Source organism: Flavobacterium xinjiangense (assembly GCF_900142885.1).
Classification (GTDB): Bacteria; Bacteroidota; Bacteroidia; order Flavobacteriales; family Flavobacteriaceae; genus Flavobacterium; species Flavobacterium xinjiangense.
Window position 1 is genome coordinate 60655 of sequence record NZ_FRCL01000013.1, and the last position, 17320, is coordinate 77974.

At 34.5% G+C, this 17320-nt stretch carries 16 protein-coding genes; 6 read left to right on the forward strand and 10 right to left on the reverse strand.

Annotation, left to right across the window (positions count from 1 at the left end; translation table 11 throughout):
• Positions 1 to 29: 29 nt before the first annotated feature.
• The 3 genes from BUC23_RS14135 to BUC23_RS14145 are packed head-to-tail and all read left to right on the forward strand — an operon-like array spanning position 30 to position 2572.
• Positions 30 to 1058 carry a cellulase family glycosylhydrolase gene (locus BUC23_RS14135; protein ID WP_139259891.1) on the forward strand — a complete coding sequence of 343 codons (1029 nt, stop codon included), beginning with the start codon at positions 30 to 32 and terminating at the stop codon, positions 1056 to 1058.
• Between the two features lie 47 nt (positions 1059 to 1105).
• Positions 1106 to 1687, forward strand: coding sequence for a GDP-mannose pyrophosphatase NudK (gene nudK, locus BUC23_RS14140; protein ID WP_073210520.1), 582 nt, complete (start codon positions 1106 to 1108; stop codon positions 1685 to 1687).
• A 3-nt stretch (positions 1688 to 1690) separates the two neighbouring features.
• Complete coding sequence (locus tag BUC23_RS14145) at positions 1691 to 2572, forward strand: DMT family transporter (protein ID WP_073210522.1); 882 nt, start codon at positions 1691 to 1693, stop codon at positions 2570 to 2572.
• 91 nt (positions 2573 to 2663) lie between these two features.
• Here the strand turns inward: BUC23_RS14145 and BUC23_RS14150 are convergent, their stop codons facing one another.
• The 3 genes from BUC23_RS14150 to BUC23_RS14160 all read right to left on the reverse strand — a co-directional run bounded on the left by BUC23_RS14150 (position 2664) and on the right by BUC23_RS14160 (position 5748).
• A complete protein-coding gene (locus BUC23_RS14150; protein WP_073210524.1) occupies positions 2664 to 3302 on the reverse strand; it encodes a peroxiredoxin in 639 nt (212 codons plus the stop codon).
• 263 nt (positions 3303 to 3565) lie between these two features.
• Positions 3566 to 4783, reverse strand: coding sequence for an MFS transporter (locus tag BUC23_RS14155; RefSeq protein ID WP_073210525.1), 1218 nt, complete (start codon positions 4781 to 4783; stop codon positions 3566 to 3568).
• Positions 4784 to 4836: 53 nt separating this feature from the next.
• Entirely contained in the window at positions 4837 to 5748 is a 912-nt protein-coding gene (locus tag BUC23_RS14160) for an AEC family transporter (protein ID WP_073210527.1), read from the reverse strand.
• Positions 5749 to 5942: 194 nt separating this feature from the next.
• On the opposite strand from BUC23_RS14160, the gene meaB reads away from it, so the two are divergent.
• Positions 5943 to 7031 (forward strand): methylmalonyl Co-A mutase-associated GTPase MeaB, encoded by a 1089-nt coding sequence (gene meaB, locus BUC23_RS14165; protein ID WP_073210530.1) that lies wholly within the window; start codon positions 5943 to 5945, stop codon positions 7029 to 7031.
• 35 nt (positions 7032 to 7066) lie between these two features.
• Here meaB and BUC23_RS14170 read toward each other — a convergent pair whose 3' ends face one another.
• The 4 genes from BUC23_RS14170 to BUC23_RS14185 form a co-directional block, all read right to left on the reverse strand.
• Positions 7067 to 7882 (reverse strand): hypothetical protein, encoded by an 816-nt coding sequence (locus tag BUC23_RS14170; protein WP_073210532.1) that lies wholly within the window; start codon positions 7880 to 7882, stop codon positions 7067 to 7069.
• 226 nt (positions 7883 to 8108) lie between these two features.
• Entirely contained in the window at positions 8109 to 8336 is a 228-nt protein-coding gene (locus tag BUC23_RS14175) for a hypothetical protein (protein WP_073210534.1), read from the reverse strand.
• A 274-nt stretch (positions 8337 to 8610) separates the two neighbouring features.
• Complete coding sequence (locus tag BUC23_RS14180; RefSeq protein WP_139259893.1) at positions 8611 to 9519, reverse strand: prohibitin family protein; 909 nt, start codon at positions 9517 to 9519, stop codon at positions 8611 to 8613.
• Between the two features lie 74 nt (positions 9520 to 9593).
• Positions 9594 to 10973: an MATE family efflux transporter gene (locus BUC23_RS14185; RefSeq protein ID WP_073210537.1), complete on the reverse strand. Its 1380-nt coding sequence runs from the start codon at positions 10971 to 10973 to the stop codon at positions 9594 to 9596.
• Between the two features lie 281 nt (positions 10974 to 11254).
• Here BUC23_RS14185 and BUC23_RS14190 point away from each other — a divergent pair, with 281 nt between their 5' ends.
• The gene (locus BUC23_RS14190) at positions 11255 to 11782 is read left to right on the forward strand and encodes a hypothetical protein (RefSeq protein WP_244153813.1); all 528 of its coding nucleotides are present in this window, start codon (positions 11255 to 11257) and stop codon (positions 11780 to 11782) included.
• A gap of 53 nt (positions 11783 to 11835) precedes the next feature.
• On the opposite strand, the gene BUC23_RS14195 is transcribed toward BUC23_RS14190, so the two are convergent.
• The 3 genes from BUC23_RS14195 to BUC23_RS14205 form a co-directional block, all read right to left on the reverse strand.
• Positions 11836 to 13611 (reverse strand): cytochrome-c peroxidase, encoded by a 1776-nt coding sequence (locus BUC23_RS14195; RefSeq protein WP_073210541.1) that lies wholly within the window; start codon positions 13609 to 13611, stop codon positions 11836 to 11838.
• Positions 13612 to 13698: 87 nt separating this feature from the next.
• Positions 13699 to 15147 (reverse strand): PhoX family protein, encoded by a 1449-nt coding sequence (locus BUC23_RS14200; protein WP_073210543.1) that lies wholly within the window; start codon positions 15145 to 15147, stop codon positions 13699 to 13701.
• A gap of 187 nt (positions 15148 to 15334) precedes the next feature.
• A complete protein-coding gene (locus BUC23_RS14205) occupies positions 15335 to 16216 on the reverse strand; it encodes a PPK2 family polyphosphate kinase (RefSeq protein WP_073210609.1) in 882 nt (293 codons plus the stop codon).
• Positions 16217 to 16367: 151 nt separating this feature from the next.
• On the opposite strand from BUC23_RS14205, the gene BUC23_RS14210 reads away from it, so the two are divergent.
• A complete protein-coding gene (locus tag BUC23_RS14210) occupies positions 16368 to 17204 on the forward strand; it encodes a DUF6929 family protein (RefSeq protein ID WP_073210545.1) in 837 nt (278 codons plus the stop codon).
• Positions 17205 to 17320 lie beyond the last annotated feature (116 nt).

The following is a 17320-nucleotide window of genomic DNA, read 5'->3' on the forward strand; positions in this document are numbered from 1 at the left end:
TTGAAAATAACAGGATCCAAATAACATTCATGTTTAAAAGTAAAACTCTTCTACTTTCGCTGCTGACAATTATTAGTCTGAACATCTTCTTTTCTTGTAAAAAAGACGAACTGCCTATGCCGAATAATTCTTTACAAAAATACACAACCTCAGGATCGAAAATACTTTCAAATTCGCAACCCATTCAACTTATAGGAGCTAATGCTTTTCATGTTTTTAGTGCTGGCAGTACTGATATGAATAGCTGGAATATTGATATATCAAGGGAGTTTATTGGTAACATAAAAGAAACACAACTGCAAGGAAATCCTATCAAAGATAGCAATGGAGCCTATTTATATTCTCTACAAAATATCATTGACGACAACCGACTTAATAATCGAATTACTATTATTTGCGCTTTTGGTTGGGACGGAAAAAATGAAACCGAGTTCACCGGTAAAAGCCCTACTCAAACAACATGGTGGAATGATTACAAAATAAAACTGAAGTCATGGGCAATGTACTTCAAAGACCAACCGGATGTATGGATTGAAGTATGGAATGAACCTTATCGATATGATTGCGCTGATGGCTATACTGATTTAGTCTGGATGAATGATATGAACGAAATGGTTGGGATTATTCGAAATACTGGCAATCAAAATATTATTTTAGTGCCCTGCGCACAGCAAGGCCAAGACGAAAGTGTTTTAATCAACAAGGGAAATGAATTTCTAACTGATAAATCGAATATAATTTATGATATTCATGCCTACGAAAAATGGCTTTTGGATAATAACTCTTCAATAAATAATCGTTTAGAGCAATTAAAACTTAAAAATATCCCTATCCTTTTTGGCGAAACGGCCCCGCTGAATGCAGGAATTTTAATGAATCCAAACTCTTTTTTAAACATCATTTATAACAGAGGTCTTTCTGTTTGTGCTTGGGTTTGGAAAAAGGATGAGAACGACAAAGATGCTTTATTAACAGCAACAGGATCGCCAAATGACAACAATAACAATAATTGGGGAACTACATATAAGAACTTAACATCGAAAGTTCGAAAACCATAGCAACCTTTAGGATTAAAAACAAAACTACTACAATCACTTCCAAACGAATGAAAAATCCAACGATTATATTACAAAAAACCGAATTGCTTTCTGATAATTGGTACATTTTAAATAAAGTGACCTTTGACTATCAAAAAAAAGACGACTCATGGATAACTCAAAAAAGAGAAGTCTATGACCGAGGAAATGGAGCTGCGATTTTGCTTTACAATTCAACCCAAAAAACGGTGATTTTGACTCGTCAGTTTCGCTTACCAACCTATCTTAACGGCAATGAAACCGGAATGATGATTGAGGTTTGCGCAGGTCTTTTGGACCAAGACCATCCAGAACAATGCATCATTCGAGAGACAGAAGAAGAAACAGGATACCGACTTACAAAAGTCACTAAAATCATGGAAACGTATATGTCGCCAGGTGCTGTAACGGAGATTTTATATTTATTTGTTGGCGAATACGATGAATCTATGAAAGTTAGTGACGGTGGTGGAGTTGCGCATGAAGAGGAGAATATAGATGTCATGGAAATGACATATGATGAAGCCTACTCTATGATTGAATCCGGGGAAATAACAGATGCCAAGACCATTATGTTATTGCAATATGCAAAAATAAAAAATCTCGTTTAATAAATGAGCAATCAAATCAAAGGAGCACTATTTGCTTTATTAGCCACTCTACTTTGGTCCGTTAATATGGTAATCGCCAGCGGAATTAAAGGTCACATTCCGCCTGTTGGACTAGCTTTTTGGAGGTGGACGATTGCGTGTATCGTTTTGGCTCCATTTGCCATAAAAAGTACTATTGAAAATTTCAAAATTATAAAAACACACATTCGGTATCTTATGCTTACCGCATTGCTGGGCATCACTATTTTTAATACGCTCATTTACTTTGCAGGAAGAACAACAAGTGCAGTCAATTTATCGTTAATTGCCATTTCGATTCCACTTTTTATTGTTGTCCTTTCCAGGATTATTTTTAAAGAGAAAGTTTCGAATATAAAAATAGTGGGAATTGCAACTATAATCACAGGTGTTCTAGTTCTCATTACCAAAGGTTCTTTGCAAGCCTTGCTTCATATCAACTTTACAATTGGAGATCTATTGATGCTGGTGGCCTGTTTCTTTTTTGCCTATTACACGATACTAGTTCGACAAAAACCAGAGGAGTTAACACCTAAAGTATTTTTATTTAGTGTTTTTATTATCGGCACCATTTTCCTATTCCCTTTTTATATTTGGGAGCATTTATTTTATAAAAAAGTAATTTTTGATGCTAAAACAGTATTAGCAACCAGTTATGTTGGGATATTTGCTTCACTTGTTTCCTATTATTTGTGGAACGAAGCGATTCGGTTGATAGGTACCTCAAAAACAGCATTAATTTATTATTTAATTCCAGTGTTCAGTGGAATTCTGGCCTATGTTTTTCTGGGTCAGGCTATTGTAATCACTCAGATTATAAGTATGGGAATCATTATTACCGGTTTATTGATAACCAACCGGAAGTAGTGAGTTTTAAGCAATAATAAAAATAAAAAAGGTGCAATGAAGATTTTTTCATCGCACCTTTTTTTAACAAAATAATTATTATCCAAAATTGCTATTTGTTAGGTTGTGGAGTCATTCTTAAATACGGTTTCACTCTTTCGTACCCTTTTGGGAATTTAGCAGCAATATCTTCGTCTTTTACTGCTGTCGAAATCACCACTCTTTCACCATCTTTCCAATTTGCCGGTGTTGCTACACTATAATTCGCGGTCAACTGCAAACTATCAATTACACGAAGTAATTCATCAAAATTTCTTCCTGTTGATGCTGGGTAAGTCAACATTAATTTTATTTTTTTGTCTGGTCCTATGATAAAAACCGAACGAACTGTAAAACTTTCATTCGCATTGGGATGAATCATATCATACAATTCTGCTATATGTTTGTCTTCGTCAGCAATAATAGGGAAATTGACTGTTGTATTCTGCGTTTCATTGATGTCTTTAATCCACTCCATGTGAGACTCTAATCCATCCACACTCAGTGCGATAACTTTTACATTTCTTTTTTCAAATTCAGGATAATAATTTGCCACTGTCCCTAATTCAGTGGTACAAACTGGTGTAAAATCTGCAGGATGCGAAAATAAAATGCCCCAAGAATCACCCAACCATTCGTGAAATTTTATTTTTCCTTGCGTAGTTTCTGCTTCGAAATCCGGAGCGATATCGCCTAATCGTAATGATGCCATACTAATTTCCTTTTTATTGATTATTAACAATCTAAGTTATTGAATTAAGAGCAATAAAAGTTAAAACAACTCTTAAACTTGTAATAAAAATCAACAGAATGATGCTTCTGCTTTTTCTAAGTATAAAAAACAACTTAGATAACCGAAATACCTAGCCCCGATAGCAGTGAAAATCCTTTTTCTAAATCCTGTCAGGGTTTTGAACCCTGACAGGATTGAAAAAGATTGCAACGAATAGCGGGAAAAAGCGCCTAAAAAAAGGATTACTTCTTTTTCATATTTGGCAGGAAATAAGTAAAAACGCCAATCAGCGGCAGAAAAGAACTTAATTTATACACGTATTCGATACTGGTTTGATCCGCAACATATCCTAGAATAGCCGAACCCAAACCGCCCATACCAAAGGCAAAACCAAAAAACAATCCCGAAATCATTCCTACTTTTCCAGGCATTAATTCTTGTGCAAAAACTAAAATTGCTGAAAATGCAGAAGCAATCACTATTCCGATAATAACCGATAATGCTCCGGTCCAAAATAAATTAGCGTAAGGCAACAGCAGTGTAAATGGCGCTGCGCCAAGTATAGAAATCCAAATGATGTATTTTCTTCCAAAACGGTCTCCTAAAGGACCTCCGATTAGTGTTCCCGCTGCTACAGAAGCCAGGAAAATAAACAAATGAAACTGCGATTCTTGTATGGTTAATCCAAATTTATGCATGAGATAAAAAGTGAAATAGCTGGACATACTAGCCATATAGAAAAATTTTGAAAATATCAAAAGCAATAAAACTGCTATTGATAAATTGATTTTTCTTTTGGATAATGGAACAGCGAGATCTTCAGCTACTATTTTTTTTGCAGCTCGAAGACTCAAATGATTTTGATACCAAATTGCAATTCGAGACAAAATAATAATTCCAAAAATACCTGCAATCACAAACCATATTATATTGGATTGTCCAAAAGGAGCCACGACTAATGCCACTAATAAAGGGCCAATTGCGCTGCCTGAATTCCCTCCCAATTGAAAAATAGATTGCGCCAAACCCCGCTTTCCTCCAGAACCTAAATAAGCAACGCGAGAAGCCTCCGGATGAAATATGGAAGAACCAATTCCTACAAATGCAACGGAGACAAGCAACATCCAGAAAGAAGTTGAAATCGACAAAAATCCCAATCCCGTAATAGTAAATAACATCGCAATAACTAAAGAGTAGGGCTTTGGATATTTATCAGTATAAAAACCTATAAAAGGCTGCAAAATAGAAGCTGTCAGTTGGAAAACGAATGTTATCAATCCGATTTGAGTAAAACTAAGATTGAAATTTTCTTTTAGTATTGGATACGTCGAAGGAATAACGGATTGCATCAAATCATTTAACAAATGGGCAAAAGCTATAGAAAACAGGACAGAATAAACTGTTTTTTGGACTAAAGGCGTTTGGATAGTTTTTGTAGCTGTCGCTGAGGAAATATTCATATTCTAATTAAAATAATATTAACACTAAATCGCAAAAAATGGATTCATAAAAATTAAATAAACTGTACTACAAAGTACCAAAATATCAAGGTGATAAACGATAATGGTATTCCAAAACCTATCATCATGCTGCTTAATCTAGGTTTTAAACCATGTGATGATGCTAAGATACTTGCTGTTATCATGGGAGCCATTGCAGACTCCATGATGGCAACTTGAATGGTTTTTGAATGCTGGTGCAAAATTACGACATACAATAAATAAATGAGGGCCGGAGTCAATATTAATTTATACAAAAGTCCCAACCCTAAAAATCGCCAGTGTTGGCTTCTCTTATCAAATCGCAATTGCAATCCTACGGAAAGCATTGCCAGAGGAGTCATCAAACTACCTACTTTTTGCAAGCCAAACTGAATATATTGGTGGAAATCGAAGTTAAAATTATTCATTAGGCATGCTACCAGAAAAGTAATAAATGGCGGAAAGAAAAGTATTTTTTTTGCAATATGAAGTCCGTTCGGGCTTCCTGTAGAATATAAAGTAGCCACCAGAATTCCTAAAGTTGAAAGAACCACAAAGGAGCCCGGCTGATCAACCAAAATAGCCGTTTTTAAACCTTCTTCGCCATATAATGCTTGAATTATGGGAAAACCGAGAAACGATGTGTTTCCTAGTCCGGCAGTTATAATTAAACAACCAGTAAGTTTTTTAGACCATCCCAATCTATTGCCCAAAAAACTAAAAAACAAGTACGAAACAATAAATCCAATCCACGCCACACTTATGGGAAATAACAATTCGCTGCTCCACTCTATTTTAGGTATGTAATATAAAGCTAAAGCAGGAAGGCAAATATAAATCACAATGTTGTTTATGACCTTATGAGTATTGAACGGCACCCATTTTGCCTTTTGCAATACAATTCCCAGCAGTAAAAAAACGAAGATTATAATGAAGTTGTACATAGCACTGAATTGACCACAAAAATACTATTAAAATTATTGCAAGAAAGAAATTGCACTTTAAGTTTCAATAAAAAACGCGGATTTCACGCCGCTTATTCCTTTGGGGTTTTTATACTGCAATATATAATATCCTAAAACTTTTATCACCGCAGAAATAAGTATTTTCACTACTTTTACTTTTCAAATACTACACTTTGCCAAATAAAAAATCCCATCCAAGTGCTTTACACGAAAAAGCTGGAATTTCTCCACCGGAAATGATCAGTTCTGAATCCGTGAAAAATATTCAGCAATTTAGAAAAGTACAACCTTCATCAACAGAATTAGTTGACGGAATTTTAGCAGGAAATATAACGGCATTAAGTCGTGCGATTACTTTGGTGGAAAGTACTAATGGTGGCCATTTGGCAAAAGCCAATGAAGTAATCAATGCCTGTTTGCCTCATGCCAACAAATCGGTCCGAATAGGAATTACCGGTGTTCCCGGCGTTGGGAAAAGTACGTTTATTGAAGCTTTCGGAAAATATTTAACTGGTTTAGGAAAAAAAGTGGCAGTTCTTGCTGTTGATCCCAGCAGTACGATTTCGCACGGAAGCATTCTGGGAGATAAAACCCGAATGGAGGAATTGGTAAAAGATAAAAACGCGTATATCCGGCCTTCGGCTTCGGGAGAAACTTTGGGCGGTGTGGCTCGAAAAACACGGGAAACCATTACGCTTTGTGAAGCATGTGGTTTTGATACAATTATTATTGAAACTGTGGGGGTTGGTCAAAGCGAGACTGCTGTTCACAGCATGGTAGATTTCTTTTTACTTTTGAAAATTTCAGGTGCCGGCGATGAGTTACAAGGTATCAAACGCGGGATTATGGAAATGGCCGATGCTATTGTCATCAACAAAGCTGATGGCGATAACATCAAAAAAGCCCAATTTGCTAAATTGGAATTCAATAGAGCACTACATCTTTTCCCAGCCAAAAAATCCGGATGGACACCTACAACTTCTACCTGTAGTGCTATCACTCATGAGGGCATTCCAGAGGTATGGGAAACCATTCAAAAGTTTCTTGAACTTACAAAAGGTAACAATTCCTTATTTGAAAAACGAAAAGAACAAAACCAATATTGGATGTTGGAAACCATCAATGAACAATTAAAGCTGAATTTTTACAACCATCCTGAAATTCAAAAATTACTGGATTCAACGAAAAAAGCGGTGCAAAATGATGAAATTTCACCCTTTGCAGCCGCCAGTTTACTATTGAAAACGTATTTTAAAGATTAGTGCACAAAGGGTATACTTTCTACAAAAAATATTTTCTAACGAATGTTCCCGACCGAATTTTTAGCAGTATCATGTTTCGTTTTTAACACACCGTTTTCTATGGTAAAAACAATAAGAACTTGAGTTTGCAAAGTATCTTTTACACCTGAAATCGCTTTTACACCGGCAGTTTGATTTTCAACAATAACGAATCCCAATTGATATTCACCATCTGGCAATTCCATTACTGAATCACTATCTGCGTCTTGTATTTTCAAAACTATTTTTGCATTTTTCGCATAAGAAGCTGCAGCAGCACCACCTCCGGCACCACCCGCTAAATTGCCCACACTGGAAACCGCTGCAGATATAATTGCGCCACCTGGTAAAGCGCCACCCAATAAAGAAGCGCCTTGCGATAATGCACTACCCGAAGCATGTAAGCCCTGATTCACTTTTTCACCAAAAGCAAGGCTTTCGTTTACTGACAATTCCGTAATGCTCATGTTGCGAATATTAACTTTATACCCTGCATTCGCAGGAAACAAAACCACACATCCATTTTCAATTAACGTAACGTTTATTTTACTTGCATTTACTTTCTCACCAAATGTTGCACCTTGTGTCTGTTTAGCCACCGTTACATTCATCGAGATTCGGTTTGGCATTCCTCCATTAATGTTGTTTATATTGCTTTTACTATTAACTGTCATGACGGGCATTGCCTTTGCTTCTTTTTCATTTATATTAGCGCCCATTTGTACTTTTTTGTCTGTCATAGATTGATCTGAACTTTTCTGCTGAGCAAAACTATTTTGCCCCAATAAAAGAAGAACAATAAGAACTTTTGAAATTGTTTTTAAATGTATCATCGTAATTTATTTTTAATGGTTTATACTCTATCAATTAAGAATCATTTTTAGTACCTTATTTAGATTTATAAAGCAATCCTACTTGAATCACCTCAACACTAAAGCATTAAAGTTACTAAATTAGATTTAAATCATCAAAAACATATGTATTTACAAAGAAAAAAGCGGTTACAAAAGATGACATTTCACCTTTTGCAACCGCCATTCAATTTTCTTGAAAAAACTTTTACTCCTCGTAAAGCTTAATCTCTCTATCGTAAAATTCGTTGGCAAGAACGATTAATCCCTCCATTTCTGCATTTAATTCCCCTTCATCAAGGTCTTCTGCCTCTTCCATAAACTCTACTTCATCATCTTTTAGATTGATAATAAATCGAGGGTAATCCAAGTGAATGATAAAAATATCTTCCGGGAAATCAGTATTGTCGCCTAGTAAAAACTTTGGTAATTCCATATTTCAAATTTTGTATAATGTATTGCTGTAAATTGTAATGCTGTAAAAATAGGTAATTTATTAATTTTTTATAGGGATTGAAATCTAAAAATATATTTAATACGTTTGAAACTGTCTTTCTTCTTCTTTTTACAGAAGGTGTAAAACACACCTACCTTGTAGTTTAGCCCCGATGGAAGCGGCATCCTTTGTGCCCGGGTTTCGGGCACAAAGATATAGCGCACGGCGGGTGGAATTATGTTTTGAAAACACTTATTTTCTGCTACAAAACCTCCTATTTATCAGAAAGAATAACCGGTGCATTCCCTCTACCATTCATAAAAATGATTTTAGTGTTCGGAGAAGCAGCCAATTCTTTTTGCGCTTTTATTTGCTCGTATTGCAATTGCTTATCGGATAAACCAGTTGAAATAATTCGTTGATAATCAGCAATACCTTGTGCTTCCACTCTTTTACGTTCGGCTTCCTGTTTTTCTTTTTGAAGAATAAAAGTCATCTTTTGAGCATCTTGCTCGGCGTTAATTTTACTTTCAATCGACGCTTTTACTGATGTTGGAAGATTGATGTTTCTAATTAACAATTGCTCTAGAACTAATCCTCTTAACTTGAAATCAGCTTCAATAGTTTTGAAAATTCGTTGTTGAAATTCATTTCTTTTGGTAGAATATAATGCTACTGCATCATAATAAACAGCGTTGTCACGAATACGGGTTCTGGTTACGGGACGCACAATTTTATCAGAATAATTTACCCCAATTTGTTTGAAAATTTTTGGAGCTGATTCTGGTGAAACTCTGAATAAAACTGTCAAGTCAATTACTACTTCCAGTCCATCATTTGACAAAACACGAATTGCATCATCTCCCTCTTGAGCACCTTCGCCATGAACGGCTGACATGGTATAATTTTGAGTTTGAATATCAAATTCGGTTACATCCAAAAGCGGATTAATCAAATGCAATCCACTCTCCAGAACATCTGGTTGCACACTACCGTAAAGAGATTGAACTCCTACTTTTCCTGCATCAATTTGTTTGAACATGGAAGAAAAAAATCCCAATGTAATTATTAAAATTCCAATAATTTTCAGAACATTTGCAAATTTCGAAAATGGATTTACATTACTTTTTAATGTAAAACTTACAATTAATAAAATTATTCCAAGAATAATAAATAGTATCATTTTTTGATTGGTTTGGTTTGTATGCTTATTATACGAGAAAAGAAATTAGAAGTTACATTGTAAGAACATTATTATTATTTATGATTCTCTAAAACTAATTTTCTTGTTAATCTTGCAAAACGAATGTACAGAAACAAAGCTGCAGCAGACAATCCTGCCAGGAGCCCAATCCAAATTCCTACCGCTTGTAATGACGTGTATTTTCCTAAATAATATGAAATGGGAAAACCAATCACCCAATACGCCACAAAAGTGATATACATTGGAATTTTCACATCTTGCAACCCTCTTAAAGCTCCCAGAACCACTACCTGAATTCCATCTGAAATTTGAAAAACAGCGGCTACTAAAAGCAACTTGGAAGTTATTACTATTATTTCTGAGTTATCAATAATTTGAGCAGAATCATTCATATTCAAAAATAAATGAGGCAGAAAATTATGGAATACTACAAAAATTACCGCAAAAAAAGTTTCTAGAATAATGGCCAATAAAAAGATAGATCGAGCTACAACAATCAAACCTTTATAATCGTTCATTCCTTTAGTGTGGCTCACTCTAATCATAGCGGTTACGCTCAAACCCATAGCAACCATAAAAGTTGATGATGCCAGAATAAGTGCAATTTGATTGGCTGCCTGATTATTTTTACCTAATGAGCCCGAAAGCCAAATTGCAGCGGTAAACAAGGTTACTTCAAACAACATTTGCATTGCTGAAGGTAAACCAAGATTTATGATTTTTTTTAGAATTGATTTGCGGATTTCTTTGAAACTAAAATTCTTAAAATAGCTTTTAAATGCTTTATTATGTCTCATCAGTAAATCCATAAAAACTACCATCATAATCCTGGAAATCACAGTTCCTAATGCTGCGCCCAGAATCCCAAGTTTTGGAAAAATCCAAACTCCATAAATCAATACGTAATTGAAAAATATATGAACCACATTAGCCATAAATATAGCATACATGGAATATTTAGTTTCCGCTAGACCGTCTGCAAATTGCTTATAGCCCTGATAAATAATAACTGGAATCAAAGAAAAAGCCACCCAATCAATATAAGGAGCAGCCATATCGGCAACTGCTTTAGGTTGGTGCATCAGATACATCACTTGTTTAGACAATACCGTCAGAATAAATAGAGCAACTCCCAAAACGGTACATAATAATAAACCGTGGTGAAAAGTGGTGCGTATCTTTTTCTCGTTTTGTTCCGCATTAGCCTCAGAAACCAATGGCGTAATGGCTGTAGAAAATCCTATTCCCAAAGATAAGGCTATGAAAATAAAACTGTTACCTAACGAAACTGCAGCTAGTTCTGTCGAACCAAGCTTTCCGACCATGAAATTATCAACTATACCTATTAATGTATGTCCCAGCATTCCTAAAATCACAGGATACGCCAATTTGATATTATAAGAAAACTCTTTAGTATATTGAGATAAATTCACTTTTTGCTGTTTTTTTGGTAAAGATAATTATATGGTTTCAATTTTATCAGTACTATTAGTAATATATCACCCTAATCAAAGCCGTTATCTGCACAAAACAAGGAATTCTATAACAAAACCCAATAATTCTATAACATTGCAGACTTACTCTACTACTACATTTGCAGAGTCGTTTTGTAAGATTAAGAAACAAAATGACAAAACCAATTATTAAATAAAATATTACAATTATGAAAATTTCAGGAAAGATTAAAACAGTATTAGTATTAGCAATCTCAGCAATGTTCGCAAGCAACGTTGAAGCTCAAGAAACAAAAGAAGTTAAAAATTACGATCAAAGTTTCCGTTTAGGAGTAGGTGCAAATGCAGGATATTCAGTTAACGATCCTTACAAATTATCACTTGGTGCAGATGTAAGAGGACAATATGATTTATCAAAAAGATACTCATTGACGTTGACTACAGGTTACACTAATTTATTTGTAAGCAAAGCTGAAGGGTTTACTGGTCAAGAAGGAAAAGATTTAGGTATCATCCCAGCTAAAGCAGGTTTTAAAGCTTTCGTATGGAATGACCAATTTTACGTTATGGGAGAAGCTGGTGCAGCATTTGCAGTAAGTAATGTAGACAATACAAGAGACAAAACTTCTTTATTGTTATCTCCAAGTTTAGGTTACGCTACTAAATACATAGATATTTCTTTGAACTATACACACTACAATCATTTTGATCGTTTAAACAGTAACGGTTCTCTTGGTAGAGGAGTTGGACAAGTAGGTGTTCGTTTAGCTTATGGTTTTGAACTATAAAACTATTTTGAATTAGTTAAAAAAAATGCGCTGAGTTTCAGCGCATTTTTTTTTTAATTTTTTAAATATTTTTTATCCGTTAGGGTTCTCATAAAGGCAATAAGTTGCTTTTTTTCTATGGATGTCAAATTCAGTTTATCCTCTGGCAGCGTTTGATTTTCCAAATTAAATCCCGATCCTTTTCCTCCTCCATCATTATAAAAATCCATTACTTCTTCCAAAGTTTTAAAAACACCATTGTGCATATAAGGTCCTGTCAATTCTATATTACGGATTGTTGGCGTTTTAAATGAATAGCGATTGACTTCTGCATGTGTCAATTCAAATCTTCCTAAATCAGCATCTAATTTTTTATGGGTATCAGGAATACCCAATACTTCACTTTCAGATTTTACAAAACTTGGAGGCACTGTCCCGTTTGTCAATGGAATAAAATGACAGGTTGCACATTTTGCCTTTCCAGCAAATAAATTAAATCCAGTAATTTCATCCAAATTGAACGTTTCATTTCCTCGCATATATCCATCAAACTTGGATTCATAGTCACTCAACGAACGTATGTAAGATGCTAATGCATTTTTTATTGCAAATTCATCTACTACTTTTTTCGGAAAGGCTTTTTGAAATTTCGTTTTATAATTTTCATTTTTACTCAAAGCCAAAACTGCTTTTTTCAAAGAACCGTGCATTTCATTTTCATTAATTATTACCGCTACAGCTTGGTCTTCCAGATAATTAACTCTGGAATCAGAAAAGAAAACACGTTGAAAAGCAATATTAGAAAGTGTTGGCGTATTTCTTTTTACCAATGATTTTCCGTCTAATGAAACTGCTTTTTCTAATCCATCGGTAAATGCTTTGTCAGCATGATGACAGGAAGCACAGGAACGAGAATTATTTCCGGACAAAATAGGATCATTGAACAATAATTTCCCTAATTCAACTTTTTCTGGGGTCGTTTCATAATCTGGAAATGCAGAAAAAGCTTCTGCATCAAAAGCATTTTTATCAAAAAGTGTTTGGGCAGTTGTTTTTAATCCTCTTGTTTCTTTAATCAAGGGAATTTTCAAATCCATTTGCGTTTTATACAAACCTATACTTAACGGATTAGCAATTTTCCGAATAAAAACAGCTCGGTCAAATTCATTAAACTTGGTGTTTTTTTTCAAATATTCGTTCCCGTCTTCAATCGTTTTTAAAACTGATTTAGAATTGGCAACCTCTGAATTGTCAGCATAAATTTGGTAATATTTTTCGACACTTTCTAATGACGATAATGCTTCTCTAACGGAATTTTGAGCAATTGGAGAATCAAATCCCGTAATTCCCAAAGTTATGATTCTAAAAACCTCCAAACGCATTGCATCAAAAACATGAGAATCTGTCAACTCATTGGTTTGCGACACTTTATCCAATCGTTTTAAATTAGCCGAAAGAATCCCAAGCTCTTTTAAAAGTTCCTCTTTTGATCTATGGTCATACTTAGGAAAAAGCAATTCTTCAATTACTTGAAATCCTTCTGGAGGTACCGTTTTACCTTCATCTTCTTCATATTCATCTAATGCAGGGCCGTTAATCGCTTTAGAAACAACAGGGAAATAATATTCGCTGAGCATTTCTACTTTTTTATAGTTTTGATGTGCATTAAGAAACTGTTTTTGAATTTGTGTCGAAATCGAATCCGATTTCACCAAAAGCTCCAGCCGCGAAACATCTTGAATCAAAACCTGAATATCGGATTGAAACAAATCATTAATTTCTTTATGTTTAGGTTGGTTTTTACAAGAGAAAAAGAGAATCAATGGTAAAAGAAAAAAGATTTTTTTCATAATAAATTTTAAAAATGGAGAAAAGCAAAAACCACGATTTCAAATAAGAAACCGTGGATTTTTATAACTATTTACTTTAGAAATAAATTATCTGGCAAGTCCTTTGATGATTACAATTTGGCTGGCTTGATCTTCATTTGGACGATTTGTTCCTCCATCAACTCCTTTGTATTTTGTTCCTCTCCAAGTATGGGGTTGAACACTTAATAAAAAAGTATGATCAATTCCTACTTGTTCAGAAATATCAATTAATGCTCCATATTCCCAATCTCCAAATTTACTTGTTCCGCCTACATTATACTTTGCAGCATCAGTAGCATCGCGACGGTGATCTAATTCTACAACAACTTTCAATTGTTTAGTAGCAATATTGTACTGATAAATGTACCCGTCATGCGTTTCATCCCCATATCCGTTTGCATCTTCCTCCACATATACATAGTTTTTAGTTACGCAAATGTTATCTGGATTTTGAAATTTCCCTGCAATTCCAGTGCGATCATCTCCATCAAGAATTACTTGTAAAGTTCCTGCCAATGGGTTTGCAGCGTCTAAATTTAACTTGTAAACTCTACCGTATTTTGTTCTTGAAGCATCGGCATTTGTCCCTGTAGTATTTTGTCCTGTAGCGTTAAAGTAGATCTCACGATCAGCCGCATCTCCACCTTTTCTATAATCTAAGTCTTCTACTCTACCAAATTTTATTGCTTTCAATGTATTTACTGATGCATTAATTTGAGCACCGGTCATTGTAGTATGATTTTCAATTTTTACAAACGAAACAGGATAGGTTTGCCCAGTAACCATATCTTTTTCTCTCTGATTATCATCTGTTCTTTTCATCATATATAAAGAACCATTTGCCAAATCACCAACAGTATTGGAAACATACATGAACACCTGACCTCCATAAGTTCCTGAATCATCATCACCTATCACAACAACTGTTTTACCTGCAAAAGCAGTCTTTCTTAATGGTAAAGCGTTCTCTGCACTCAATCTTCCTAAACCTGGTAATTCTTTAGAAACCGAAGCAGCTCCAACATCTCCAAAAGGATTTACGGCATGAGTACGAGACTCTTCGCCAGATTCTCCACAGGTTAAATACAATGGTCCAAAACCATGTTCAGCAACAGTTGCCATAGTAGCACCGCACAATCTCCAGGTTCCTCCATTAGAATTCAATAAATACTCTCCTTTTGTAGGTTTGAATGTTTTGTCTAAAGTAATTCTGGAAACCGAAAAGTTATCTTCCTGATTTACTAAAAAAGTAAAAGTACCATCCTCATTTTTTAATAATCCTGATCCATCTGCAGAACCCCCAAAAACATAATTTGGACTCCCTGCCAAAACATCATCTGAAGTAATTAATGAAAAAAGCTCCAAGCTTTCAAAACCGGCTTGCTTTTTTAATAATACAGGAGTTGTCGATTGATTGGCTAAAACCACACTTGTAGTTTCGCTTGAAGATTTAGCATCATTCTCACAAGAAATTAATGAGGCTAAAAATAACATTGGTAAAATAATTCTTTTCATTTTGGTCGATAGTTTAAAATTCAAGGCAAAGAAATGCACTGAATTTTAACTTTAAATGAATAGAATATTAAGAAAAAACCAATAATTTAGCTGGTTTTTAATTCAAAAAAACAATTAATTAACGTACTAACTTTATAGTAATTATATAATGAATTTCGCTTAACACAGAATGAAATAGCATTTTAATCTAATCCTCTTTCTTTAACATCTCTTTATACATTTCGATATTTTCCCTAACTTTTTCATCCATTTTAGGCTCTTGTATATCAGTATGTTTTTGCATTTCTTCCCAAATAATTTTGGCTACAATATAACGTGCCATTTCTTTATCATCAGCTGGGATGACATACCAAGGCGCATATTCAGTAGAAGTATTATTAATTGCTTCTTCATAATAATGCATGTAATCATCCCAACGATCTCTTTCTTTCAAATCGCCTGTCGAGAATTTCCAATTGTGTTTTTGTTCTTCCAGTCGGCGTAACAAGCGCTGTCTTTGCTCCTCTTTGCTCATATGCAAATAGAATTTCAGAATAATAGTTCCATTTTGGGTAATGTGCTTCTCAAAATTATTGATTTGCTGCATTCTATTTTCCCAAAACTGAGGTGTAATATCTTCTACTTTTGCAATACCCGGCAAATTTTCATTCATAATATATTCGGGATGCACTCTCGTGACCAAAACATTTTCATAATGCGATCGGTTAAAAACCGCAAACTTTCCTTTTTCAGGCAAAACCAAATAATGTCTCCACAAATAATCATGCTCTAACTCGCTTGAATTTGGTGTTTTAAAACTATGCACCACAACACCACGAGAATTAAACTCCTGAAAAACTTCCCGAATCAAACTATCCTTCCCTGAAGTATCCATGCCTTGCAGACAAATCAAAACACCATAGCGATTGTGCGCATACATGACATCCTGTATCTCACTCAATTTCACTTGCACCTTATCTAATTTCTCTTCCTTTTCATCATCACTATTTCCACTAAATAGGTTCGTAGGAATACTGGACAAATCAATTTTGCCAGTCACTTTAAAATCGTCGGGATTTATAGACTTCATAGGAAATATTTTATCTTTACATCTCAAATATAAGAAATAATAAGGAGCTATTTCCTGCTGTACACTTGTATCTTTTTCTTTTTTTAAAGAAAAAAAGAAAAAGGATACCGCTTCCATCAGGGCTAGGGCATTCCTTTTCAAAATAAACATCATGGAAAAATTTACACTCGAATTACTATTTCAAATCATCGGCATTGGTTCAGCATCAGGACTGATTCATAAAGACGATTCCTTGTTTATAATCTCTGATAACAGCTCTTTCCTTTACGAATACTCGATCAAGGAAAAAGAACTCCATAAAATAAAACTCTTCGAAAACAGTCAGGAAAACATTCCAAAAAAAGACAAATTCGATTTTGAATCCATAACTCAAAAAGGAAATAAATTATATCTTTTCGGTTCTGGCTCCACACCTAACAGAAACAAACGCGTCAGTTACGATCTTACTTCTAAAGCAATAGAAGAAAAAGACTTATCCACTATTTATGAAAAACTAAAACAAACCGCTTCTATTTCGGATGATGATTTAAATTTGGAAGGTGCTTTATTTCACAATGAAAAATGGCATTTGTTCCAACGAGGAAATGGAGCACAATCTAAAAATGGCATTTTTGTTTTAGATAAAGAAGGAAATGACATTCATTTTGCCCCAATCCCATTGCCAAAAATCCAAAACATAGAAGCCACTTTTACCGATGCTATTCTCGTAGAAGATAAAATCTATTTCTTGGCAGCTGTCGAAAACACGACCTCAACCTATGATGACGGAGAAGTCCTGGGAAGTTTCATTGGCGCGTTGTCATTAGACACTTTCGAACTGACATTTTCCCAAAAAATTTCGGAAACTCATAAATTCGAAGGGTTGACTTTATTCAGCACTTCAAAAGAAAAAATCGAATTCCTGCTCTGCGAAGACAAAGACACCGAAGATTTGGAAACAGCAATTTACAAATTGACATTAGATCTAAAATCAAAGTCAATCAGATAAAAAAAGTTTCTTTCTGCCAAAATAATATAACGTTAAATTTAGATTAAATAGAAAACCAAAATAGATTTCAAATTTAAAACGAGGTACTTTTACAGTAAACTAAGCCATTTATTGGC